We start from the raw sequence: 15,624 nt of genomic DNA on the forward strand, positions 1-15,624 counted from the left end.
TCAACAACCGAGGCACTCATGCATACCCTGGTCGACAAGCACGCCGACGCGGTCGTGCACGCTAACTTGGCTGCTGGACTTTCGACTCCGAAGGTCAGCGCTAAGGACGTAAACGTATACTACGGCGAGAAGCGCGCGCTGATGGACGTATCGGTCGACATCCCCGATCGCGGCGTGATGTCTTTCATTGGCCCATCTGGTTGCGGAAAGTCGACATTCCTGCGCTGCATCAATCGCATGAACGACACCATTCCTATTTGCCGCGTGACGGGCAAGATCACCATCGACAACCAGGACATCTACGACCCGAAGCTCGACGTTGTGCAACTTCGCGCTCGCGTCGGCATGGTGTTCCAGAAGCCGAACCCGTTTCCCAAGTCGATCTACGAGAACGTTGCGTACGGCCCGCGCATTCACGGACTTAGCCACTCCAAGGCCGACCTCGACGAAATCGTGCAGTCGAGCCTGGAGAAGGCTGGCCTGTGGAAGGAGGTTAAGGACCGCTTGAATGAGAGCGGTACGGGTATGTCAGGCGGTCAGCAGCAGCGCCTTTGCATTGCGCGCGCCATCGCCGTCAATCCTGAGGTGATCCTCATGGACGAGCCGTGCTCCGCCCTCGACCCGATCGCCACCGCCCGAATCGAAGAGTTGATCGACGAGTTGCGCAAGAACTTCTGCATCATCATCGTCACCCACTCGATGCAGCAGGCGGCCCGTGTTTCGCAGCGTACAGCGTTCTTCCACCTCGGCACCCTTGTCGAAGAAGGACCAACCACCGAGATCTTCACGAACCCCAAGGACAAGCGCACGCAGGACTACATCACAGGGCGATTTGGCTGATGCTACGCGCATTCCTCCCCTTCGGCCGCCAGCCGGCCGCCGCACCAACACAACCAGCCCGAGCCCCCCGTCCGGCAGGAGAATCCCCCATGAACGAGCACACCGTAAAATCATACGAAGAAGAGCTGGCGCTGCTCGACAAGAAGATCGCGCAGATGGGCGGCATGGCTGAGCAGCTGCTTGGGCAGTCCCTCGGCGCGCTTGAGCGCCGCGATCCCCAGCTCGCCGAGGATGTCGTCCTCGCCGACAAGCAGATCGACGCTCTCGAGCGCGACATCGAAGAGCAGGTCATCTCCATGATCGCGCGTCGTCAGCCGATGGCCGACGACCTGCGCCACATCATGGGCGCGCTACGCATCACCACCGACCTCGAGCGCATCGGCGACCTCGCCAAGAATATCGCCAAGCGTGCATTGGCGATCGCCGATGAATCGCACCCCAAGCCGCTCATGTCCGGCATCCGCCACATGGTGGAACTCGCCCTGCATCAGCTTAAAGAGGTTCTCGACGCTTACGCCGAGCGTGACGCCGACAAGGCGCTCAACGTCTGGCGCAACGACGCCGAGATCGACGCGATGTACAACTCGCTGTTCCGCGAGCTGCTCACCTACATGATGGAGGATCCGCGTAACATCGGCATCTCCACGCACCTGCTCTTCGGCGCCAAGAACATCGAGCGCGTCGGCGATCACACCACCAACATCGCCGAAACGGTCCACTTCCTCGTGCGCGGCTTCAACATCACCGACGACCGCCCCAAGGACGATCAGACCAGCTCGACGCTGATCTCTGGTTCTTGAGGGATGAGGCAGGACGACACGAATGTCCGCTAAGGTTCTCATTGTCGAGGATGAAGCGCCGCTCGCCGAGATGCTGCGCTACAACCTCGAGTCCGAGGGCTTCCGCGTTTCCCATGCGGAGACCGGCGAGGAAGCGCTGATCCTTCTCGACGAGGATCGGCCCGACCTCGTTGTCCTCGATTGGATGCTGCCAGGCGTATCCGGCATCGAGCTTTGCCGGCGCCTGCGCTCCAAGCCGGATTCCCGCAACGTGCCGATCCTTATGCTGACGGCACGCGGCGAGGAGAGCGACCGCATCCGCGGCCTCTCCACCGGCGCCGACGACTATGTGGTGAAGCCCTTCTCTCTTCCTGAGCTGATGGCGCGCGTGAAGGCCATCCTGCGCCGCACGTCGCCCGATCGCGTCGCCGAGGTGATCAAGATCGGCGACATCGAGCTCGACCGCGCCGCCCATCGCGTCACCCGCGGGCTGCGTCAGGTTCGTCTCGGACCCACCGAGTTCCGTCTGCTCGAATTCCTGATGGAAAGCTCTGGCCGCGTCCTGTCGCGCACGCAGTTGCTCGACGGCGTATGGGGCCGCGATGCCTTCGTCGATGAACGCACCGTGGACGTGCACATCGGCCGCCTGCGCAAGGCGCTGATCCGCGGCAACGAGCGCGACCCGATCCGCACGGTCCGCTCCGCCGGTTACGTCTTCGGCGACGCCTAAAGCCAGCATTCACTGCAGGCAAAGAAGGCTTCCCGCGCAGCGCGCGGACGCTTGCGCGCCGTTCAACGGCTCGCCATGCATGCAGCACAAAAAAGAAGCGCGGGTTGGATCCCGCGCTTTTAATTTTTGGCTTAGTGCCGCGTGACCGCTTAGGCGGTTTCTTTGCGCGGAGGTGCGATCTCCATTGCAGACGGCATTTCCACTACCTCGCGCTCGCGGCGGCGAGCCTGCGGGGGTTGGAAAGCGCGGCGGGCATGAAACTCGCAGTACGGGAGGCCGGGGACCTTGTTCTTGCCGCAGAAGTGGAAATCGGAGGCTTGCGGGTCCCCGATCGGCCAGCGGCAGCTGCACTCGGTCAACGTCTGGATCGTTTTGCGCTCGTTGAGCGGGATCACCATCTCTTCCGCGGGCGGCACATAGACATCCGCCTCCTGGTAGAGGGCGCGGAACGCGGGGTTGCCCGTCTGCGCCATGCGCGTCTTCGCCATGCGCTTGGAAGCCATCCGCGGGCGGGGGCGGTGGCTCTTCATGCGCGAGGTGGTCGCTCGGCCGGAGAGCCCGAGCCGGTGAACTTTGCCGATCACGGCATTGCGGGTGACGCTGCCGAGCCGTCCGGCGATCTGGCTTGCGCTCAAGCCTTCGCCCCAGAGCTTTTTCAACAGCTCCACGCGCTCATCCGTCCAAGCCATAAATTCTCGCTCCCTGAGGTACCAGGGGCGCGCGCCTATGCGCACACCGATTGACAGTCGGGACAGACAGGGGCGCGGCGCGGAGCGTGCGGGGACGCTACGGACGCGACAAGCCAATGCCTGACCGGTTACGGACGCTGTACTGTGGGTGACGCGTACTAGATGGCGCTTGACGAAAAGCGCGAATACGACTGAGCAAACAACAGGTTCACCGAGTCGAGCCGGGGCTACTCAAAGAGTGTCACGCGTCAAGCGCGAGACCTCGTGCCGCGACAGGCCTAAACCTACAACAGGCAGAATTGGGCCTACAAGAACGTCCCGCACTGCATCAGGGCATCCCACGGGACAGGTGGTATATTCGCAACATGCAATATCGGCTCCCGTGACTGATTTGCCCGCGGTTGCAGGCCCGCGGCAGCGGTCGCTCGAAGGTGCGCACGGCAATCCCCAGTACTCTCTCGCAATCCCCACGATTCGCAGCCTCACCCGTGCGGCGAGCACGGACCGCCGCGCTGTGGCCCTAAATCCAGGCAACCGGCGCCCGTTCCGTTGACAGAGCACCCTCGCGCGCGTATCTACAGCGCTTCCCTAGCCGCCGCGGAGGCGGCTTTTTTAGTTTCCAGCGACGCTTCGCTGCATGAGGAGTGGGCCAACGATGTCCGCATCCTTGGCAGCCTCGGAATCCACCCCCAAGGCTGCTGTTCAGACGACGAGCCCCTCTGCGGCCGTCATGGGCACGTACGCGCGCCAGAACCTCGTCTTCGAGCGGGGGGAAGGCGCCTGGCTCATCACGCCGGATGGCGATCGCTACCTCGACTTCGGCTCTGGCGTCGCCGTCAACGTGCTCGGCCACGCGCACCCGGTTCTGGTGGCGGCACTGACCCAGCAGGCCGGCAAGCTCTGGCACACCTCTAACCTATATCGTGTAGAGGGGCAGGAGCGCTTGGCTGAGCGCCTCGTCGCCGCGACATTCGCCGACAAGGTGTTCTTCTGCAATTCGGGCGCCGAAGCGTGCGAGGCTGCCATCAAGGCCGCGCGGCGCTACCACTACGTCGACGGCAACCCGCAGCGCTGGCGCATCATCACCTACACCGGCGCCTTCCATGGCCGCACGCTTGCGACCATCGCCGCCGGCGGCAATCCGAAATACCTCGAAGGCTTCGGCCCGGCCGTTGAAGGCTTCGATCAGGTTCCCTTCGGCGACATCGACGCGACCGAGCAGGCCATCACGCCTGAGACGGCTGCGATCATGATCGAGCCGACGCAGGGCGAAGGTGGCGTCAACGTCGCCAGCGCCGAGTTCCTGCGCGCGCTCCGCGCCCTGTGCGACAAGCATGGCCTGCTGCTCATCCTCGACGAGGTGCAGAGCGGTGTCGGTCGCTGCGGCAAGCTATTTGCGCACGAATGGGCCGGCATCACGCCCGACCTCATGCCCATCGCCAAAGGCATCGGCGGCGGCTTCCCGCTCGGCGCGCTGCTGGCGACCGAGGAAGCAGCAAAAGGCCTCGTGCCCGGAACGCATGGCTCGACGTTCGGCGGCAATCCGTTGGCGACGGCCGTCGGCTACGCTGTGCTGGGCGCGGTGCTCGAGCCCGGCTTTCTCGAGGGCGTGCAGCAGAAAGCTCTGCGCATGAAGCAGGCGCTGGCATCCATCAAGGATTCCCATCCCGATCTCGTCGAGGAAGTGCGCGGCCAGGGCTTGCTCACCGGTATCAAGGTGAAGGTCCTGCCTGCCGATGTCGTTAAGGCCGCCATTGCCGAGAAGCTTCTCGTCGTCGGCGCGTCCGACAACGTCGTGCGCCTCCTGCCCCCGCTCAACATTGCCGACGAGGAGATTGCCGAGGCCGCGCAGCGTCTGTCGCGCGCGCTCGACCGCCTGTCGGCAACTGCAACCTGATACCCATCCACATCCTAGCCGGCCGGAGTGCCATGGCCACGAAATCGCGAACCGTTTCGACGCCGAGACATTTTCTCGATCTTGATGCCTTTGATGCAGCGACGCTGCGCAAGATCATCGACATGGCGCACGCCATGAAGAAAGCGGGCAAGAAAACGCCTGCGAAGTTCAGGCCTGCCGGCATCGAGGAAACGACGCTGGCGATGATCTTCGAGAAGCCGTCGACGCGCACCCGCGTGTCGTTCGACGTCGCCATGCGCCAGCTCGGCGGCCAGACGATCTCGCTCAGCAACAACGATCTCCAGCTCGGCCGCGGTGAATCGATCGTCGATACAGCGCGCGTTCTCTCGCGCTACGTCGACGCCATCATGATCCGCGCCAACGCGCACGACACGCTGCTCGATCTTGCCAAGTACGGCTCGGTCCCGGTCATCAATGGCCTGACTGACAAGAGCCATCCCTGTCAGGTGATGGCCGACATCATGACCTTCGAGGAACACAAGGGCCCGATCAAAGGCCGCTCGGTCGCCTGGGTCGGCGATGGCAACAACGTCGCCGTTTCCTGGATGCACGCCGCCGTGCGCTTCGGCTTCGAGCTGCGCCTCGCCTGTCCCGACGAGCTGCGTCCCGAGAAGGACGCCGTCGATTGGGTTAAGCGCGAAAAAGGCGTCGTCAGCTATGGCAGCGACGTGATGAAGGCCGTGCGCGGCGTTGATTGCGTGGTGACCGACACGTGGGTGTCGATGGGTCAAACCGATGCGCCCCGCCGCAAGAAAATGCTCCAGCCCTACGCCGTCGACGCCAAGCTGATGAAGGCGGCCGACAAGGACGCTATCTTCATGCACTGCCTGCCTGCCTATCGCGGCAAGGAAGTTTCGGAGGACGTCATCGACGGCCCGCAGTCGGTCGTGTTCGACGAGGCCGAGAACCGCCTTCACGCCCAGAAGGCAATTTTGGCCTGGTGTCTCGGAGTATCGTGATGGTGGAAGCGGCGGCAACAACCGAGACCCGCAAGACGCCGGGCGACGACCTTGTGCTGCCCTTCCGCACCGAAAGCTCGGGCGTCATCGGGCGTCTTGTGCGCCTCGGGCCAGCGATCGATGAGATCCTGTCCCATCATGCAGCGCCAGAAGCCGTCTCGCGTGCGCTTGGCGAAGCCGTGGCGCTCACCGCCATGCTCGGTACTGCGCTCAAGATCGATGGCAAGCTGACGCTGCAAACCAAGACCGACGGCATCCTCGATTTTCTCGTCGTCAGCTTCGAGCCGCCCGGCCGGTTGCGCGGCTACGCGCGCTTCGACAAGAAGCGCATGGCTGAAGAGGCCGACGACGTCGACCCCGCTATCCTTCTTGGCGTCGGCCACCTCGCCATCACCATCGATCCCGGCGAGGAAATGGATCGCTATCAGGGCATCGTTGCACTCGAAGGCGAGAGCGTCGGCGATGCCGCGTTGAGCTACTTCCGCCAGTCCGAGCAACTTCCCTCATTCCTGCGGTTGGCCGTAGCCCGCCACTATACGGCCGGCGAGAACGGCGAGCCGGGTCGCTGGCAATGGCGCGCTGGCGGCTTGATGATCCAGCACCTCGCGCGTGAAGGCGGCTCTGACGAACGCGTCGTTTCGTCTGAAGAGGACGAGGAGATCGTCGGCGATGCCGATGATGATTGGGAGCGCACGCGTATTCTCGCCGCGACGGTCGAGGATCACGAGCTGCTGGACCCGATGCTTGCCCCTGACCGGCTGCTCTATCGCCTGTTCCACGAGGAAGGCGTGCGCGCATTCCCGGCAACGCCCGTCGAAGCTTTCTGTCGCTGCTCGCGCGAGCGCGTCGAAGCATTCCTGAAAAGCTTTGGCGCCGCTGATCTCACCGACATGCGCGAGCCCGACGGCTCGATCTCGGTCACGTGCGAGTTCTGCACCAAGACCTACCGCTTCGCGCCCGACGAGATCACCTAGCACTCATCCCGCAGATGACCTCGTGTCACTTCAGAGTCTTCAAATAACTCACGATCTTGGCGCGCTCCGACGCATCGGAAATGCCGCCGAACGGCTTCATCGCGTTGCCGTGCACGACGTTGTCGGGATTGGCGATGAACTTGTCGAGGTTGGCCTCGTCCCAAGTGATGCCGGAGTTTTTCATCGCGGACGAGAACTCAAAGCCATCGATCGAGCCAGCCTTGCGCCCGACGATGCCATGCAACGACGGCCCTAGCCGATTGTCGCCTTCCTTGAATGAATGGCACGTCCGGCACGCGTTGTTGAACGCGACTTTGCCGTCGCCTTCCTCTTGCTCCGCTGCGGCGGGCACCGTTGTGAGCGCCAATACGGCAAGAACGAGGGATGAAGCTAGCGAGCGACGCACTTGTGCCTCCATGACTGCAAACAGTCGATGGCTGCATAAGCGCGCGCGGATGCCAGTTGTTCCCGAATTCAGCCGCGTTCAGCTCTGAATATTTCGTGATCGCGCTGCGATCAGCGCACCGCGGAACCATGCTCCGCCCAGTCTCGGAGGCGACCGAGGAAGGCATCGCATTTGTCGAGCTGATCCTTCTCGATCCACTCGTCCGCGGTATGCGCTTGAGCGATATCGCCGGGACCGATGACCACCGCCGGCGAACCCGCCACCTGGAACAAGCCGGCTTCGGTCGCGTACGAGACGGCATGCGTCTCGTTCTGTCCGGCGAGCTTTAGCGCCAGCGCGACGGCCTCGGACGATGCGCCCGCAGAGTACGGCGGCACCTGATTGACGATGTCGATGTCGATGCCGGCCTCCGGCGCGATCTTTTGCATTTCCGGAACGCATACGTTCGCAGCGAACGCGCGAATGCGCCGGTCTATCGCGCTGATATCGACACCCGGAATAGCCCGCACGTCGAATTGCATGGTGCAGCTGATCGGCACGATGTTCGTAGCCGTGCCGCCTTCGATCTTGGTCACCTGCAGCGTCGCATAAGGCGGATCGAAGCGCGGATCCTGAGGACGCAGCTTCAATTCGTTCTCTATCTCAGCCAGTTCCCGCAGCAGCTTGCCTGCGACCGTGATCGCGTTGACGCCGAGTGGCGCCATGCTCGAGTGCGCTGCGCGTCCACGCACGTCGATGCGCCAGCGCACCGGACCTTTGTGGGAATCGACCACACTCATGGATGTCGGTTCGCCCACGAACACGATGCGTGGCTTCGTCAGTCGCGTACCGAACTCCGCGATCATCGGCCTCACGCCGAGGCAGCCGATCTCCTCGTCGTACGAGAACGCAAGATGGATCGGCACCGTCAGCGGCCGCGCCAGGAATTTGGGTACCGCGGCAAGCGCGCACGCGATGAAGCCCTTCATGTCCGCAGTGCCGCGCCCATAGAGTTTGCCGTCACGTTCGGCCAGAACGAACGGGTCGGACGTCCAGGCCTGCCCATCGACCGGCACCACATCGGTGTGCCCCGACAAGGCGACACCCGGCACGCCCTGCGGGCCGATGCTGGCATAAAGGCTCGCCTTCGTCCCCGCGGCGTTGGGCACGATCTCGCTGGCGACGCCATGCTGGAGAAGATAGTCCTCGACGAAATGGATGAGCGCCACGTTTGGCTTGTGGCTGGTCGTGTCGAAGCCGACGAGCCGCGCCAGCAGCTCTACTGACGAGTAGCTGGGACCGTTCATCGCCTGTGCCTTCTATCTAGTTGAGGCTGCGCACGACGAACGGACTGTCGAGGGAGAATGCCGGAACAGCGACGTCGAACAACTCGCCCTTTTCGTCGGTCATCTGATAGCTGCCGACCATGATGCCCGAAGGTGTGCGCAGCGGGCAGCCCGAAGTATAGCTGAACGATCCTCCCGGCTGAATGACCGGGGTCTCGCCGACGACGCCTGGGCCGCGAACTTCCTCAGTCTGGCCGAGCCCATCGGTGATCAGCCACACGCGCGAGCGCAGCTGCACCGTCTCCTCGCCCTCGTTGGCGATGTCGATGGTATACGCCCAATAGAACTGGCCCTCGTCCGGTGAGGACTGCTCTTCCAGGTACTGCGGTGTAACGCGTATGCGGATACCGCGGGTAACGGCTTCGTACATGGTTGCGGCTCTGCTCCTGGCGTCGGTTTCGCCCGACGCGTCGGCGGCGCATACTAAGGACGCCGCGCGCCGGGTCAATGTCGCTGGAAGCCCCAGGCCATGATCGCTTGGGATGCGATCAGCTCTTAGGCACGGCGGCTGGCCGCAAGGCCCGCATCGAGGTCGGCGGCGAGGTCTTCGAAGGCCTCGAGGCCTACCGAAAAACGCAAGAGGCCATCGCCTATGCCCAGCTCGGCCCGCGCCTCCGGCCCGATGCGGAAATGCGTCGTGGTCGCCGGATGCGTGATCAGCGATTTGGCATCCCCCAGGTTGTTGGAGAGCTTGATCAGCCGCAGGGCATTCTGCAGGGCGAACGCCGCCGGCTTTCCGCCCTTCACCTCGAACGCGATCATCTGTCCGCCGCCCGCCATCTGCTTCTTGGCGATGTCGGCTTGTGGGTGATCGGCCCGGCCGCAGTAGAGAACCCGCGCCACTTCCGGCCGTTCGGCAAGGTAGTCCGCGAGCTTGGCCGCGGTCGCCATCTGCGCGCGGATGCGCACCGGCATCGTCTCCAGGCCCTTCAGCATCACCCATGCATTGAACGGGCTCAGCGTCGGCCCCGTCTGGCGCACGAACTCTTGCAGGTGGTTGGTCACATAGTCGGTAGAGCCCAGCACCACGCCACCCAGGCACCGCCCCTGTCCGTCGATGTGCTTCGTGGCCGAATAGACCACCACGTCCGCGCCTTGCTCGATAGGGCGCTGCAGCAGCGGCGTCGCAAACACGTTGTCGACCACGACGATTGCACCGATCTCATGCGCCAGCTTCGACACTGCCGCGATGTCCACCAGCTCCAGAGTGGGGTTCGATGGCGTCTCGAAGAAGAAGAGCTTGGTGTTCGGCCGGATCGCTTTCTTCCAGGCGTCGAGGTCACGCCCGTCGACCAGCGTCGAGGAGATCCCATAGCGCGGTGCCAGCACGTCGACGATATAGCGACAGGCGCCGAACAGAGCCCGTGCCGAGACGATGTGGTCGCCGGCTTTCAGATAGCCGAGGATCGCGGCGTTCACCGCCGCCATGCCGCTGGCCGTCGCACGCGCCTCCTCAGCCCCTTCGAGCAGCCGGATGCGCTCCTCGAACATGGAGACGGTCGGGTTTGAGAACCGCGTGTACTGGAAACCGGGATCTTCGTTCTTGAAGCGCGCTTCGGCCTGCTCGGCGCTCGAATAGACGAACCCCTGCGTCAGGAACATCGCCTCCGACGTTTCGCCGAACTGCGAGCGCAGCGACCCTCCGTGCACCAGCCGCGTTTCCGGGGCCCATGAGTTCGGATCGGTCGAATTGTCGTCGTTGCTCGCCATAGCGCACTTTCCTTCCGGGGCCTGGATGCCCAGTAAAAAGCCCGGCCAGCTAAAGCGCTGCTCGCGAAAAAAAGCCGCGCGTGGAAGCTTGGAGGTGCGCACGGCCCTTTTAGCGAGTTGTTTTACGTGGCTGCAAGCCGGCCGGCCAAATGACCACGAGGTATCAGCGGGGATTACTCCCGCTACGCGCTTGGCGTCAAGGCCTGCTTGCTCTAGAGCGACAAGCAGCACTTGCGTTCGGGGACTTAACGAAGATGGCTAAGGCCGAGGTTAAAGCTGGCGGAGGCGGGGCCGCGACTGCGGAGGGCATCCTTCCCTCGCAGGCCATCACTGCGCTGATTGAGGGCGATAAGGTCAAGCTGCCCGAGCCACTCTTATCGAACCAGCTCCAGCCCGCGAGCCTCGATTTGCGCCTCGGCACCGTGGCCTATCGCGTGCGCGCAAGCTTCCTGCCTGGCCGCGACGAGAAGGTGGCGACTAAGCTCGACGACCTGCAGATGCACGCCATTTCCCTTTCGCAAGGCGCGGTGCTGGAAACTGGCTGCGTCTATGTCGCCCCGCTTCTGGAAAGCCTCGCGCTGCCGCCCGAGCTCTGCGCCGCCACCAATCCGAAAAGCTCCACCGGCCGTCTCGACGTGTTCACGCGCGTGATCGCCGATGGCGTATCCGCCTTCGACCAGATCCCCGCCGGCTACGACGGCCCGCTCTACGCCGAGATCTGTCCGCAGACCTTCCCGGTCGTGGTGCGCAAAGGCTCGCGCCTGTCACAGATCCGTTTCCGGGCGGGCGGAGCGGAAGCAAAGCCCGTGCAGGATATCGCGCTCTCCGTTGATCTGGCTGGCAATGCCGATGGTCTCGTCGGGTATCGCGCCAAGCGCCACACCGGCCTCGTTGACGTTGATGCCGTCGGCGCCTGCTCGGTCCTCGACTATTGGGAGCCGATCTATGTGCGCGACAAGAAGCGCCTGATCCTTGATCCCGACCAGTTCTACATCCTCGCTTCAAAGGAAGCTGTGCACGTGCCGCCCGATCAGGCGGCCGAGATGGTCCCGTTCAATCCGCTCGTCGGCGAATTCCGCGTGCATTATGCCGGCTTCTTTGATCCCGGCTTCGGCCACGCCGAGGCCGGTGGCGCCGGAGCTCGCGCAGTGCTCGAAGTGCGCTCGCACAAGGTCCCGTTCATCATCGAGGATGGGCAGACCATCGGCCGCCTCGTCTACGAGCGTCTCACCGAGATGCCGGAGATCGTCTACGGCCTCGACCTCGCCTCCCACTATCAGGCCCAGGGCCTCAAGCTCTCCAAGCACTTCAAGTAGCGCGACGCCTCTGTCTCCCGGGCGCAGCGAGCATCGCGAGCGAGCCCCGGGACCCAGCGTAAAATGAGTACGCGTCCGCCCGGAGCTCTATCGGTCGAGAGCGACGCCCATACCCCCGTCACGGCCACGCAGGTGGCCGTCCACGCCAGCTTCAGCATTCTCGACATCGGTTGCTCCCGCGAAATCCTGGAAACGTCGGCATTTCGTGAGCATCAGTCGAGCGCCTGGAGAGTGGCGTGGATGGCCGACTTCTCGGCCATGACGGAGTAAGGAGACGAGTGCAATGATCTCAGCGGCGACGAGCAAGCTGCTACAACTCGCCGTTCCTTAAGGCATGCACGCTAGCATCGCGGCATGGAACACCTGCTCCAGATCGATCCTTGGCTTGCCCTCGGCGTTGTCGCCGCCACGGCGCTCACCGACGCCGTCTACGTGATGTTCACGTCCTCGGTCATCCACCGCCGGCGCTTCGCCGCCGCCAACTACAGCGCGCTCTGGTACACGCTCTCCTCGTTCGCGGTGATCAGCTACACCAACAATTGGGTGTACGTGGTCTTCGCCGCGTTCGGCTCCTGGATCGGCGCATACTTGTCGATGACGTACCTGCACCGCCCGCCCGGCAAGCCGCCCGCGCCGCTCGCACCCGAGGCCAGCGAGTAAGCTCGCGTTACTCCTTGCGGTGCTCCACCGTGTCCGCATCGATCGTGTACCCGGCATCGGCGAGGCCGGTGAACGCCGGCTCCGTCTTGATCGTGCCCGTCACCCAAACGGGATCGAACTGCCCGCCGATCTCGAAGCCCTTCTCCGATTTCACATAGACGATCTGGTTTGCGGGCGGCGGCGGCACGTGAATGCACGCGCCGACAAACGGCACCAGCAGAAACTCTTTCACCGACGTCGCCTCGAAATCGAGCGGCACCACGTAGCCGCCGATCTTCACCCGCTTGCCGTTGTATTCGGTGACGACGCGCGGCGGCTGATTGCTACCCGGTTGCTTGCGCTTCACCGACATGAAGCCGCCTTCCGGCAAGGCCGGAGGCGGCGGCCCGCCATCATCCGGCGCCGGCTGCGAACCGGAAAAGAACGTCTTCGGCTTCAGCGCGTTCATCTGCTGCGCGGGCGGCATGAGCTTCGCCCATGTGATGTCGATAGGTGCATCCGCGGCGAACGCGGGGGCAAAAATCCCCTGCACCGCAAACAGCGCAACAGCAATGCTGGCATAGGCTTTTCTCATCGTCTTCTCCATCACGTGCGCACTGTCATGCCGTCGGCCAGCGAGAGCCGGTAGGCCCGCATCGCCGGCAGCAGGCCGGCGAGGAACCCAGCGACGACGATGCCACCCAGCATTATCCACTCCCGCGCCGTCGGCGCGTTGATATCGAGGTTGAGGCCGTACGTGGCATCGACCCACGGCCGCAGCACCAGCAGCGCGCCATAGAGCATGGCCACGCCCAGCACCACACCCGCTAAGGTCAGCAGCCCCGCCTCCGTCGCGAGCAGCCCCAAAACGGTCGTTGGCCGCGCGCCGACAGAGCGCAGGATCGCCATCTCGCGCCGTCGCTCATTCAACGTCGTCAGGATCATCGTCACCATGCCGAGCAGCGCAGTGGCGACCACCATCGCCGACACTACCGACAACGCGGTTTCCGCTGTGCCGACGAGGCCCCACAATTCCTGCAGCGCGGCGCCGGGCATGATCGCTGACAGCGGCTCTTCAACGTAGCCGTTGATAGCCCGCTGCAGCTTGAACGTCGCGAGCTTAGACTTCAGCCCGACCAGTGCCGCAGTGATCGCCTTGGGCCGCAAATCCATTTTCCGCACGTCGTCGGCCGAAACGCTCTGCCCTGGCTGCGGCATCCCGTTCTGCCAGTCGACGTGGATGGCCTCGATCGCTTCGAGGCTGACGTGCACCGTGCGGTCGACCGGGGTTCCCGTCTTGGCGAGAATGCCGGAAACCCGGAACGGCTTGTCCGCATGCTCGACGAATGAAACGGAGCCCAGGCCGTGCGCCACGATGATGGGATCGCCCACCTTGTAACCGAGCGCCTTGGCGACATCAGCCCCGATCACCGCGTCGAACAGATCCTTGAACGGTCCGCCCGCAGCGAACTTCAGCCCCTGTCCGTGCCGATACTTGTAGTGCTCGAAATAGTCGGGCGTGGTGCCCAGCACGCGGAAGCCATGATGGCTGTCACCCAGCGACATCGGCACGATCCACGCAACCTCGGGCCGCTTGGCGATGTCCTCATAGCTCTTCCACGTGACGTTGTTGGTCGCATTGCCGATGCGGAAGATCGAATAGAGCAGCAGTTGGATGCTGCCTGACCGCGCACCGACGATCAGGTCGGTGCCCGAGATCGTATCGGCGAAGCTTTGCCGTGCGCCCGTGCGCACTTTCTCAACGCCTAGCAGCAGCATCACCGAAAACGCGATGGCGAGCACGGTGAGAAACGCGGTCAGGGCGCGGTTGCGCAGCGACTGCATCGCAAGGCGCGGAACGATGTGACGGTGCACGCTCATGCCGCCGCGCTCCGTTGCGAGAGGGCGATTTCATCGAGCCGCAGCACCCGATCGAAACGTTTGCCGAGTTCCTCCTCGTGGCTCACCATGATCACGGAAGCGCCCGCGGCCTCTGCCTCGGCAAACAGCAAGTCGAGGAACGCGAGTTGCCGGTTACGATCGAGCGCCGATGTCGGCTCGTCGGCAACGATCAGCTCCGGAGCCCCGATCAGTGCACGCGCTGCCGCCACACGTTGCTGCTGGCCGACACTGAGGCTCGCCGCCGAATGCTCGGCCAGTTCGCCGGCATCGAGACCGAGGCTCTTCAGCAGCCGCCGCGCCTCCTCATCGGCAGAGCCGTTTCGTGCAGCACGCTCCGCCCGCGTGCGCGAGAAGCTCAGCGGCAGCATCACGTTGTCGAGAATCGAGCCGTACGGAAGCAGGTTGAACATCTGAAAGATGATGCCGAAGTGCTCGGCGCGGAATCTGTCCCGCGCCGCGTTGGCCATTTGCGTGAGGTCGGAGCCGAGCACTTCGAGCTTGCCCGCCGTCGGCGCAACGATGCCGCACAGCAAGCTGAGGAACGTCGACTTGCCGGTCCCCGATGGGCCAACCAGAAGCACACGCTCGCGCGCGGGAAGCGCGAAGCTGTCGATCGACAGAGAGAATCCGCGCTTGCCCGGCCAGCGAAACCGCACGCCCGTCATGCGTACGACGTCCGGCTTGCCCGCATCTGTGTGGGCTCGCTGCATTACATCAGCCCGCTGAGGTCGAGAGCCGGCTTGCTGCGGCTGACTTCGTAGCTGCTCTGGCCTTTACCCGTCACGAGGTTGACGGTCAGCGCCTGTGCGCCGGCGAAATGCTTGAAGTAGTTGAACCCTATGCTCGTGAGCGCGCTGGGATTGGAGCAGGAGAGCTGATAGTTCGCGTGGAACTGGCTGTGCCCTTCGTGCCCCTCATGGGCATCATCATTGGCATCATGACCATGGTCGTGATCTTGCTCGCCCGACTTAGCCTTGTGATCTTCGTGATCATGGCCGTCATCGTCGTGGTGGTGCTCAGCCTCCACTGCCACGTCCACTGAAGCCACCGTACATCCGGCAGCTTCGGGCACCGGAAACACCTCGAGCACGCGCTGCAGGATCATCTTCGCCTCGTCCACCATCTGCTTTTGTGCATCGCTCGTCGCGGCGTGCTCGAAGCCAACGATATCCATGCCTGGAGCCTCAAGCTCCATCGAGATGCTCTTGTCTTCTACGGCTATGTTGAGAGTGCCGTGCCCGTGCACGTGGGCCCCAAGCTCGCGATGGCCTTCCTCGGCCATTAGCGCGCTCGGCAGCGCCATGGCCAGGGCAATCGCAGCGATGAACGGCGCCGAATGGAAATGCGTGCGCATTTTGTGATCCTCGATCAAGAACGCTCGCGCGGCTCTATCGGCACGCTCACAAGCGGATGCAGCAGTTGGATGAACGGATTAGG

At 63.7% G+C, this 15,624-nt stretch carries 18 protein-coding genes and 1 riboswitch; of the genes, 9 read left to right on the plus strand and 9 right to left on the minus strand.

Features of this window, described 5'->3' with window-relative positions; all coding sequences use genetic code 11:
* Positions 1-18 precede the first annotated feature (18 nt).
* The 3 genes from pstB (at position 19) to phoB (ending at position 2,349) form a co-directional block, all read left to right on the plus strand.
* Positions 19-840: a phosphate ABC transporter ATP-binding protein PstB gene (pstB, locus tag NDB2M4_RS04745; protein ID WP_072370764.1), complete on the plus strand. Its 822-nt coding sequence runs from the start codon at positions 19-21 to the stop codon at positions 838-840.
* Between the two features lie 89 nt (positions 841-929).
* Positions 930-1,640, plus strand: coding sequence for a phosphate signaling complex protein PhoU (gene phoU / locus NDB2M4_RS04750; RefSeq protein WP_072370767.1), 711 nt, complete (start codon positions 930-932; stop codon positions 1,638-1,640).
* 22 nt (positions 1,641-1,662) lie between these two features.
* Entirely contained in the window at positions 1,663-2,349 is a 687-nt protein-coding gene (gene phoB / locus NDB2M4_RS04755) for a phosphate regulon transcriptional regulator PhoB (protein ID WP_072370770.1), read from the plus strand.
* A gap of 149 nt (positions 2,350-2,498) precedes the next feature.
* Here phoB and NDB2M4_RS04760 read toward each other — a convergent pair whose 3' ends face one another.
* Complete coding sequence (locus NDB2M4_RS04760; RefSeq protein ID WP_072370773.1) at positions 2,499-3,038, minus strand: GcrA family cell cycle regulator; 540 nt, start codon at positions 3,036-3,038, stop codon at positions 2,499-2,501.
* Between the two features lie 730 nt (positions 3,039-3,768).
* Here NDB2M4_RS04760 and NDB2M4_RS04765 point away from each other — a divergent pair.
* From NDB2M4_RS04765 to NDB2M4_RS04775, 3 genes are read left to right on the plus strand one after another with little or no spacing between them, the layout of a single operon-like run.
* Complete coding sequence (locus tag NDB2M4_RS04765) at positions 3,769-4,935, plus strand: aspartate aminotransferase family protein (RefSeq protein ID WP_072371851.1); 1,167 nt, start codon at positions 3,769-3,771, stop codon at positions 4,933-4,935.
* Positions 4,936-4,967: 32 nt separating this feature from the next.
* Positions 4,968-5,915 (plus strand): ornithine carbamoyltransferase, encoded by a 948-nt coding sequence (gene argF, locus NDB2M4_RS04770; RefSeq protein WP_072370775.1) that lies wholly within the window; start codon positions 4,968-4,970, stop codon positions 5,913-5,915.
* Positions 5,897-6,889, plus strand: a complete 993-nt coding sequence (locus NDB2M4_RS04775; protein WP_348533031.1) for an Hsp33 family molecular chaperone — start codon at positions 5,897-5,899, stop codon at positions 6,887-6,889. The genes argF and NDB2M4_RS04775 overlap by 19 nt, the downstream gene beginning before the upstream one ends.
* A 25-nt stretch (positions 6,890-6,914) precedes the next feature.
* On the opposite strand, the gene NDB2M4_RS04780 is transcribed toward NDB2M4_RS04775, so the two are convergent.
* From NDB2M4_RS04780 to NDB2M4_RS04795, 4 genes are all read right to left on the minus strand, one after another.
* Entirely contained in the window at positions 6,915-7,295 is a 381-nt protein-coding gene (locus NDB2M4_RS04780; RefSeq protein ID WP_244536043.1) for a c-type cytochrome, read from the minus strand.
* A gap of 110 nt (positions 7,296-7,405) precedes the next feature.
* Positions 7,406-8,581, minus strand: coding sequence for an acetylornithine deacetylase (argE, locus tag NDB2M4_RS04785; protein WP_072370784.1), 1,176 nt, complete (start codon positions 8,579-8,581; stop codon positions 7,406-7,408).
* A 16-nt stretch (positions 8,582-8,597) separates the two neighbouring features.
* Complete coding sequence (apaG, locus tag NDB2M4_RS04790) at positions 8,598-8,990, minus strand: Co2+/Mg2+ efflux protein ApaG (RefSeq protein WP_072370787.1); 393 nt, start codon at positions 8,988-8,990, stop codon at positions 8,598-8,600.
* Positions 8,991-9,115: 125 nt separating this feature from the next.
* Entirely contained in the window at positions 9,116-10,330 is a 1,215-nt protein-coding gene (locus tag NDB2M4_RS04795) for an O-succinylhomoserine sulfhydrylase (RefSeq protein WP_072370790.1), read from the minus strand.
* Between the two features lie 88 nt (positions 10,331-10,418).
* A riboswitch (SAM riboswitch) is annotated at positions 10,419-10,497 on the minus strand.
* A gap of 87 nt (positions 10,498-10,584) precedes the next feature.
* On the opposite strand from NDB2M4_RS04795, the gene NDB2M4_RS04800 reads away from it, so the two are divergent.
* From NDB2M4_RS04800 to NDB2M4_RS04810, 3 genes are all read left to right on the plus strand, one after another.
* The gene (locus tag NDB2M4_RS04800; RefSeq protein WP_072370793.1) at positions 10,585-11,646 is read left to right on the plus strand and encodes a 2'-deoxycytidine 5'-triphosphate deaminase; all 1,062 of its coding nucleotides are present in this window, start codon (positions 10,585-10,587) and stop codon (positions 11,644-11,646) included.
* A 63-nt stretch (positions 11,647-11,709) separates the two neighbouring features.
* Positions 11,710-11,916, plus strand: a complete 207-nt coding sequence (locus tag NDB2M4_RS04805; RefSeq protein ID WP_072370796.1) for a hypothetical protein — start codon at positions 11,710-11,712, stop codon at positions 11,914-11,916.
* Positions 11,917-12,009: 93 nt separating this feature from the next.
* Positions 12,010-12,306, plus strand: a complete 297-nt coding sequence (locus tag NDB2M4_RS04810) for a hypothetical protein (protein WP_139247116.1) — start codon at positions 12,010-12,012, stop codon at positions 12,304-12,306.
* A gap of 7 nt (positions 12,307-12,313) precedes the next feature.
* Here the strand turns inward: NDB2M4_RS04810 and NDB2M4_RS04815 are convergent, their stop codons facing one another.
* The 4 genes from NDB2M4_RS04815 to NDB2M4_RS04830 are packed head-to-tail and all read right to left on the minus strand — an operon-like array spanning position 12,314 to position 15,541.
* Positions 12,314-12,880: a DUF3299 domain-containing protein gene (locus NDB2M4_RS04815; RefSeq protein ID WP_072371860.1), complete on the minus strand. Its 567-nt coding sequence runs from the start codon at positions 12,878-12,880 to the stop codon at positions 12,314-12,316.
* An 11-nt stretch (positions 12,881-12,891) separates the two neighbouring features.
* Positions 12,892-14,166, minus strand: a complete 1,275-nt coding sequence (locus NDB2M4_RS04820) for an ABC transporter permease (protein ID WP_072370802.1) — start codon at positions 14,164-14,166, stop codon at positions 12,892-12,894.
* Positions 14,163-14,897, minus strand: coding sequence for an ABC transporter ATP-binding protein (locus tag NDB2M4_RS04825; protein ID WP_072370805.1), 735 nt, complete (start codon positions 14,895-14,897; stop codon positions 14,163-14,165). Before NDB2M4_RS04825 ends, NDB2M4_RS04820 begins: the two co-directional genes overlap by 4 nt.
* Complete coding sequence (locus NDB2M4_RS04830; protein ID WP_072371864.1) at positions 14,897-15,541, minus strand: zinc uptake protein ZrgA; 645 nt, start codon at positions 15,539-15,541, stop codon at positions 14,897-14,899. Before NDB2M4_RS04830 ends, NDB2M4_RS04825 begins: the two co-directional genes overlap by 1 nt.
* Positions 15,542-15,624: the final 83 nt, after the last annotated feature.

The organism is Hyphomicrobium sp. NDB2Meth4, assembly GCF_900117445.1.
Classification (GTDB): domain Bacteria; phylum Pseudomonadota; class Alphaproteobacteria; order Rhizobiales; family Hyphomicrobiaceae; genus Hyphomicrobium_A.

What these genes read in the sequence shown, in the direction of transcription:
- NDB2M4_RS04815 (WP_072371860.1), bottom strand. Translation starts at nt 12,880, where the DNA reads ATGAGAAAAGCCTATGCCAGCATTGCTGTTGCGCTGTTTGCGGTGCAG.
- apaG (WP_072370787.1), bottom strand. Translation starts at nt 8,990, where the DNA reads ATGTACGAAGCCGTTACCCGCGGTATCCGCATACGCGTTACACCGCAG.
- pstB (WP_072370764.1), top strand. Translation starts at nt 19, where the DNA reads ATGCATACCCTGGTCGACAAGCACGCCGACGCGGTCGTGCACGCTAAC.
- NDB2M4_RS04765 (WP_072371851.1), top strand. Translation starts at nt 3,769, where the DNA reads ATGGGCACGTACGCGCGCCAGAACCTCGTCTTCGAGCGGGGGGAAGGC.
- NDB2M4_RS04805 (WP_072370796.1), top strand. Translation starts at nt 11,710, where the DNA reads ATGAGTACGCGTCCGCCCGGAGCTCTATCGGTCGAGAGCGACGCCCAT.
- NDB2M4_RS04830 (WP_072371864.1), bottom strand. Translation starts at nt 15,541, where the DNA reads ATGCGCACGCATTTCCATTCGGCGCCGTTCATCGCTGCGATTGCCCTG.
- NDB2M4_RS04760 (WP_072370773.1), bottom strand. Translation starts at nt 3,038, where the DNA reads ATGGCTTGGACGGATGAGCGCGTGGAGCTGTTGAAAAAGCTCTGGGGC.
- NDB2M4_RS04820 (WP_072370802.1), bottom strand. Translation starts at nt 14,166, where the DNA reads ATGAGCGTGCACCGTCACATCGTTCCGCGCCTTGCGATGCAGTCGCTG.
- NDB2M4_RS04825 (WP_072370805.1), bottom strand. Translation starts at nt 14,897, where the DNA reads ATGCAGCGAGCCCACACAGATGCGGGCAAGCCGGACGTCGTACGCATG.
- NDB2M4_RS04800 (WP_072370793.1), top strand. Translation starts at nt 10,585, where the DNA reads ATGGCTAAGGCCGAGGTTAAAGCTGGCGGAGGCGGGGCCGCGACTGCG.
- phoB (WP_072370770.1), top strand. Translation starts at nt 1,663, where the DNA reads ATGTCCGCTAAGGTTCTCATTGTCGAGGATGAAGCGCCGCTCGCCGAG.
- argE (WP_072370784.1), bottom strand. Translation starts at nt 8,581, where the DNA reads ATGAACGGTCCCAGCTACTCGTCAGTAGAGCTGCTGGCGCGGCTCGTC.
- NDB2M4_RS04795 (WP_072370790.1), bottom strand. Translation starts at nt 10,330, where the DNA reads ATGGCGAGCAACGACGACAATTCGACCGATCCGAACTCATGGGCCCCG.
- phoU (WP_072370767.1), top strand. Translation starts at nt 930, where the DNA reads ATGAACGAGCACACCGTAAAATCATACGAAGAAGAGCTGGCGCTGCTC.
- argF (WP_072370775.1), top strand. Translation starts at nt 4,968, where the DNA reads ATGGCCACGAAATCGCGAACCGTTTCGACGCCGAGACATTTTCTCGAT.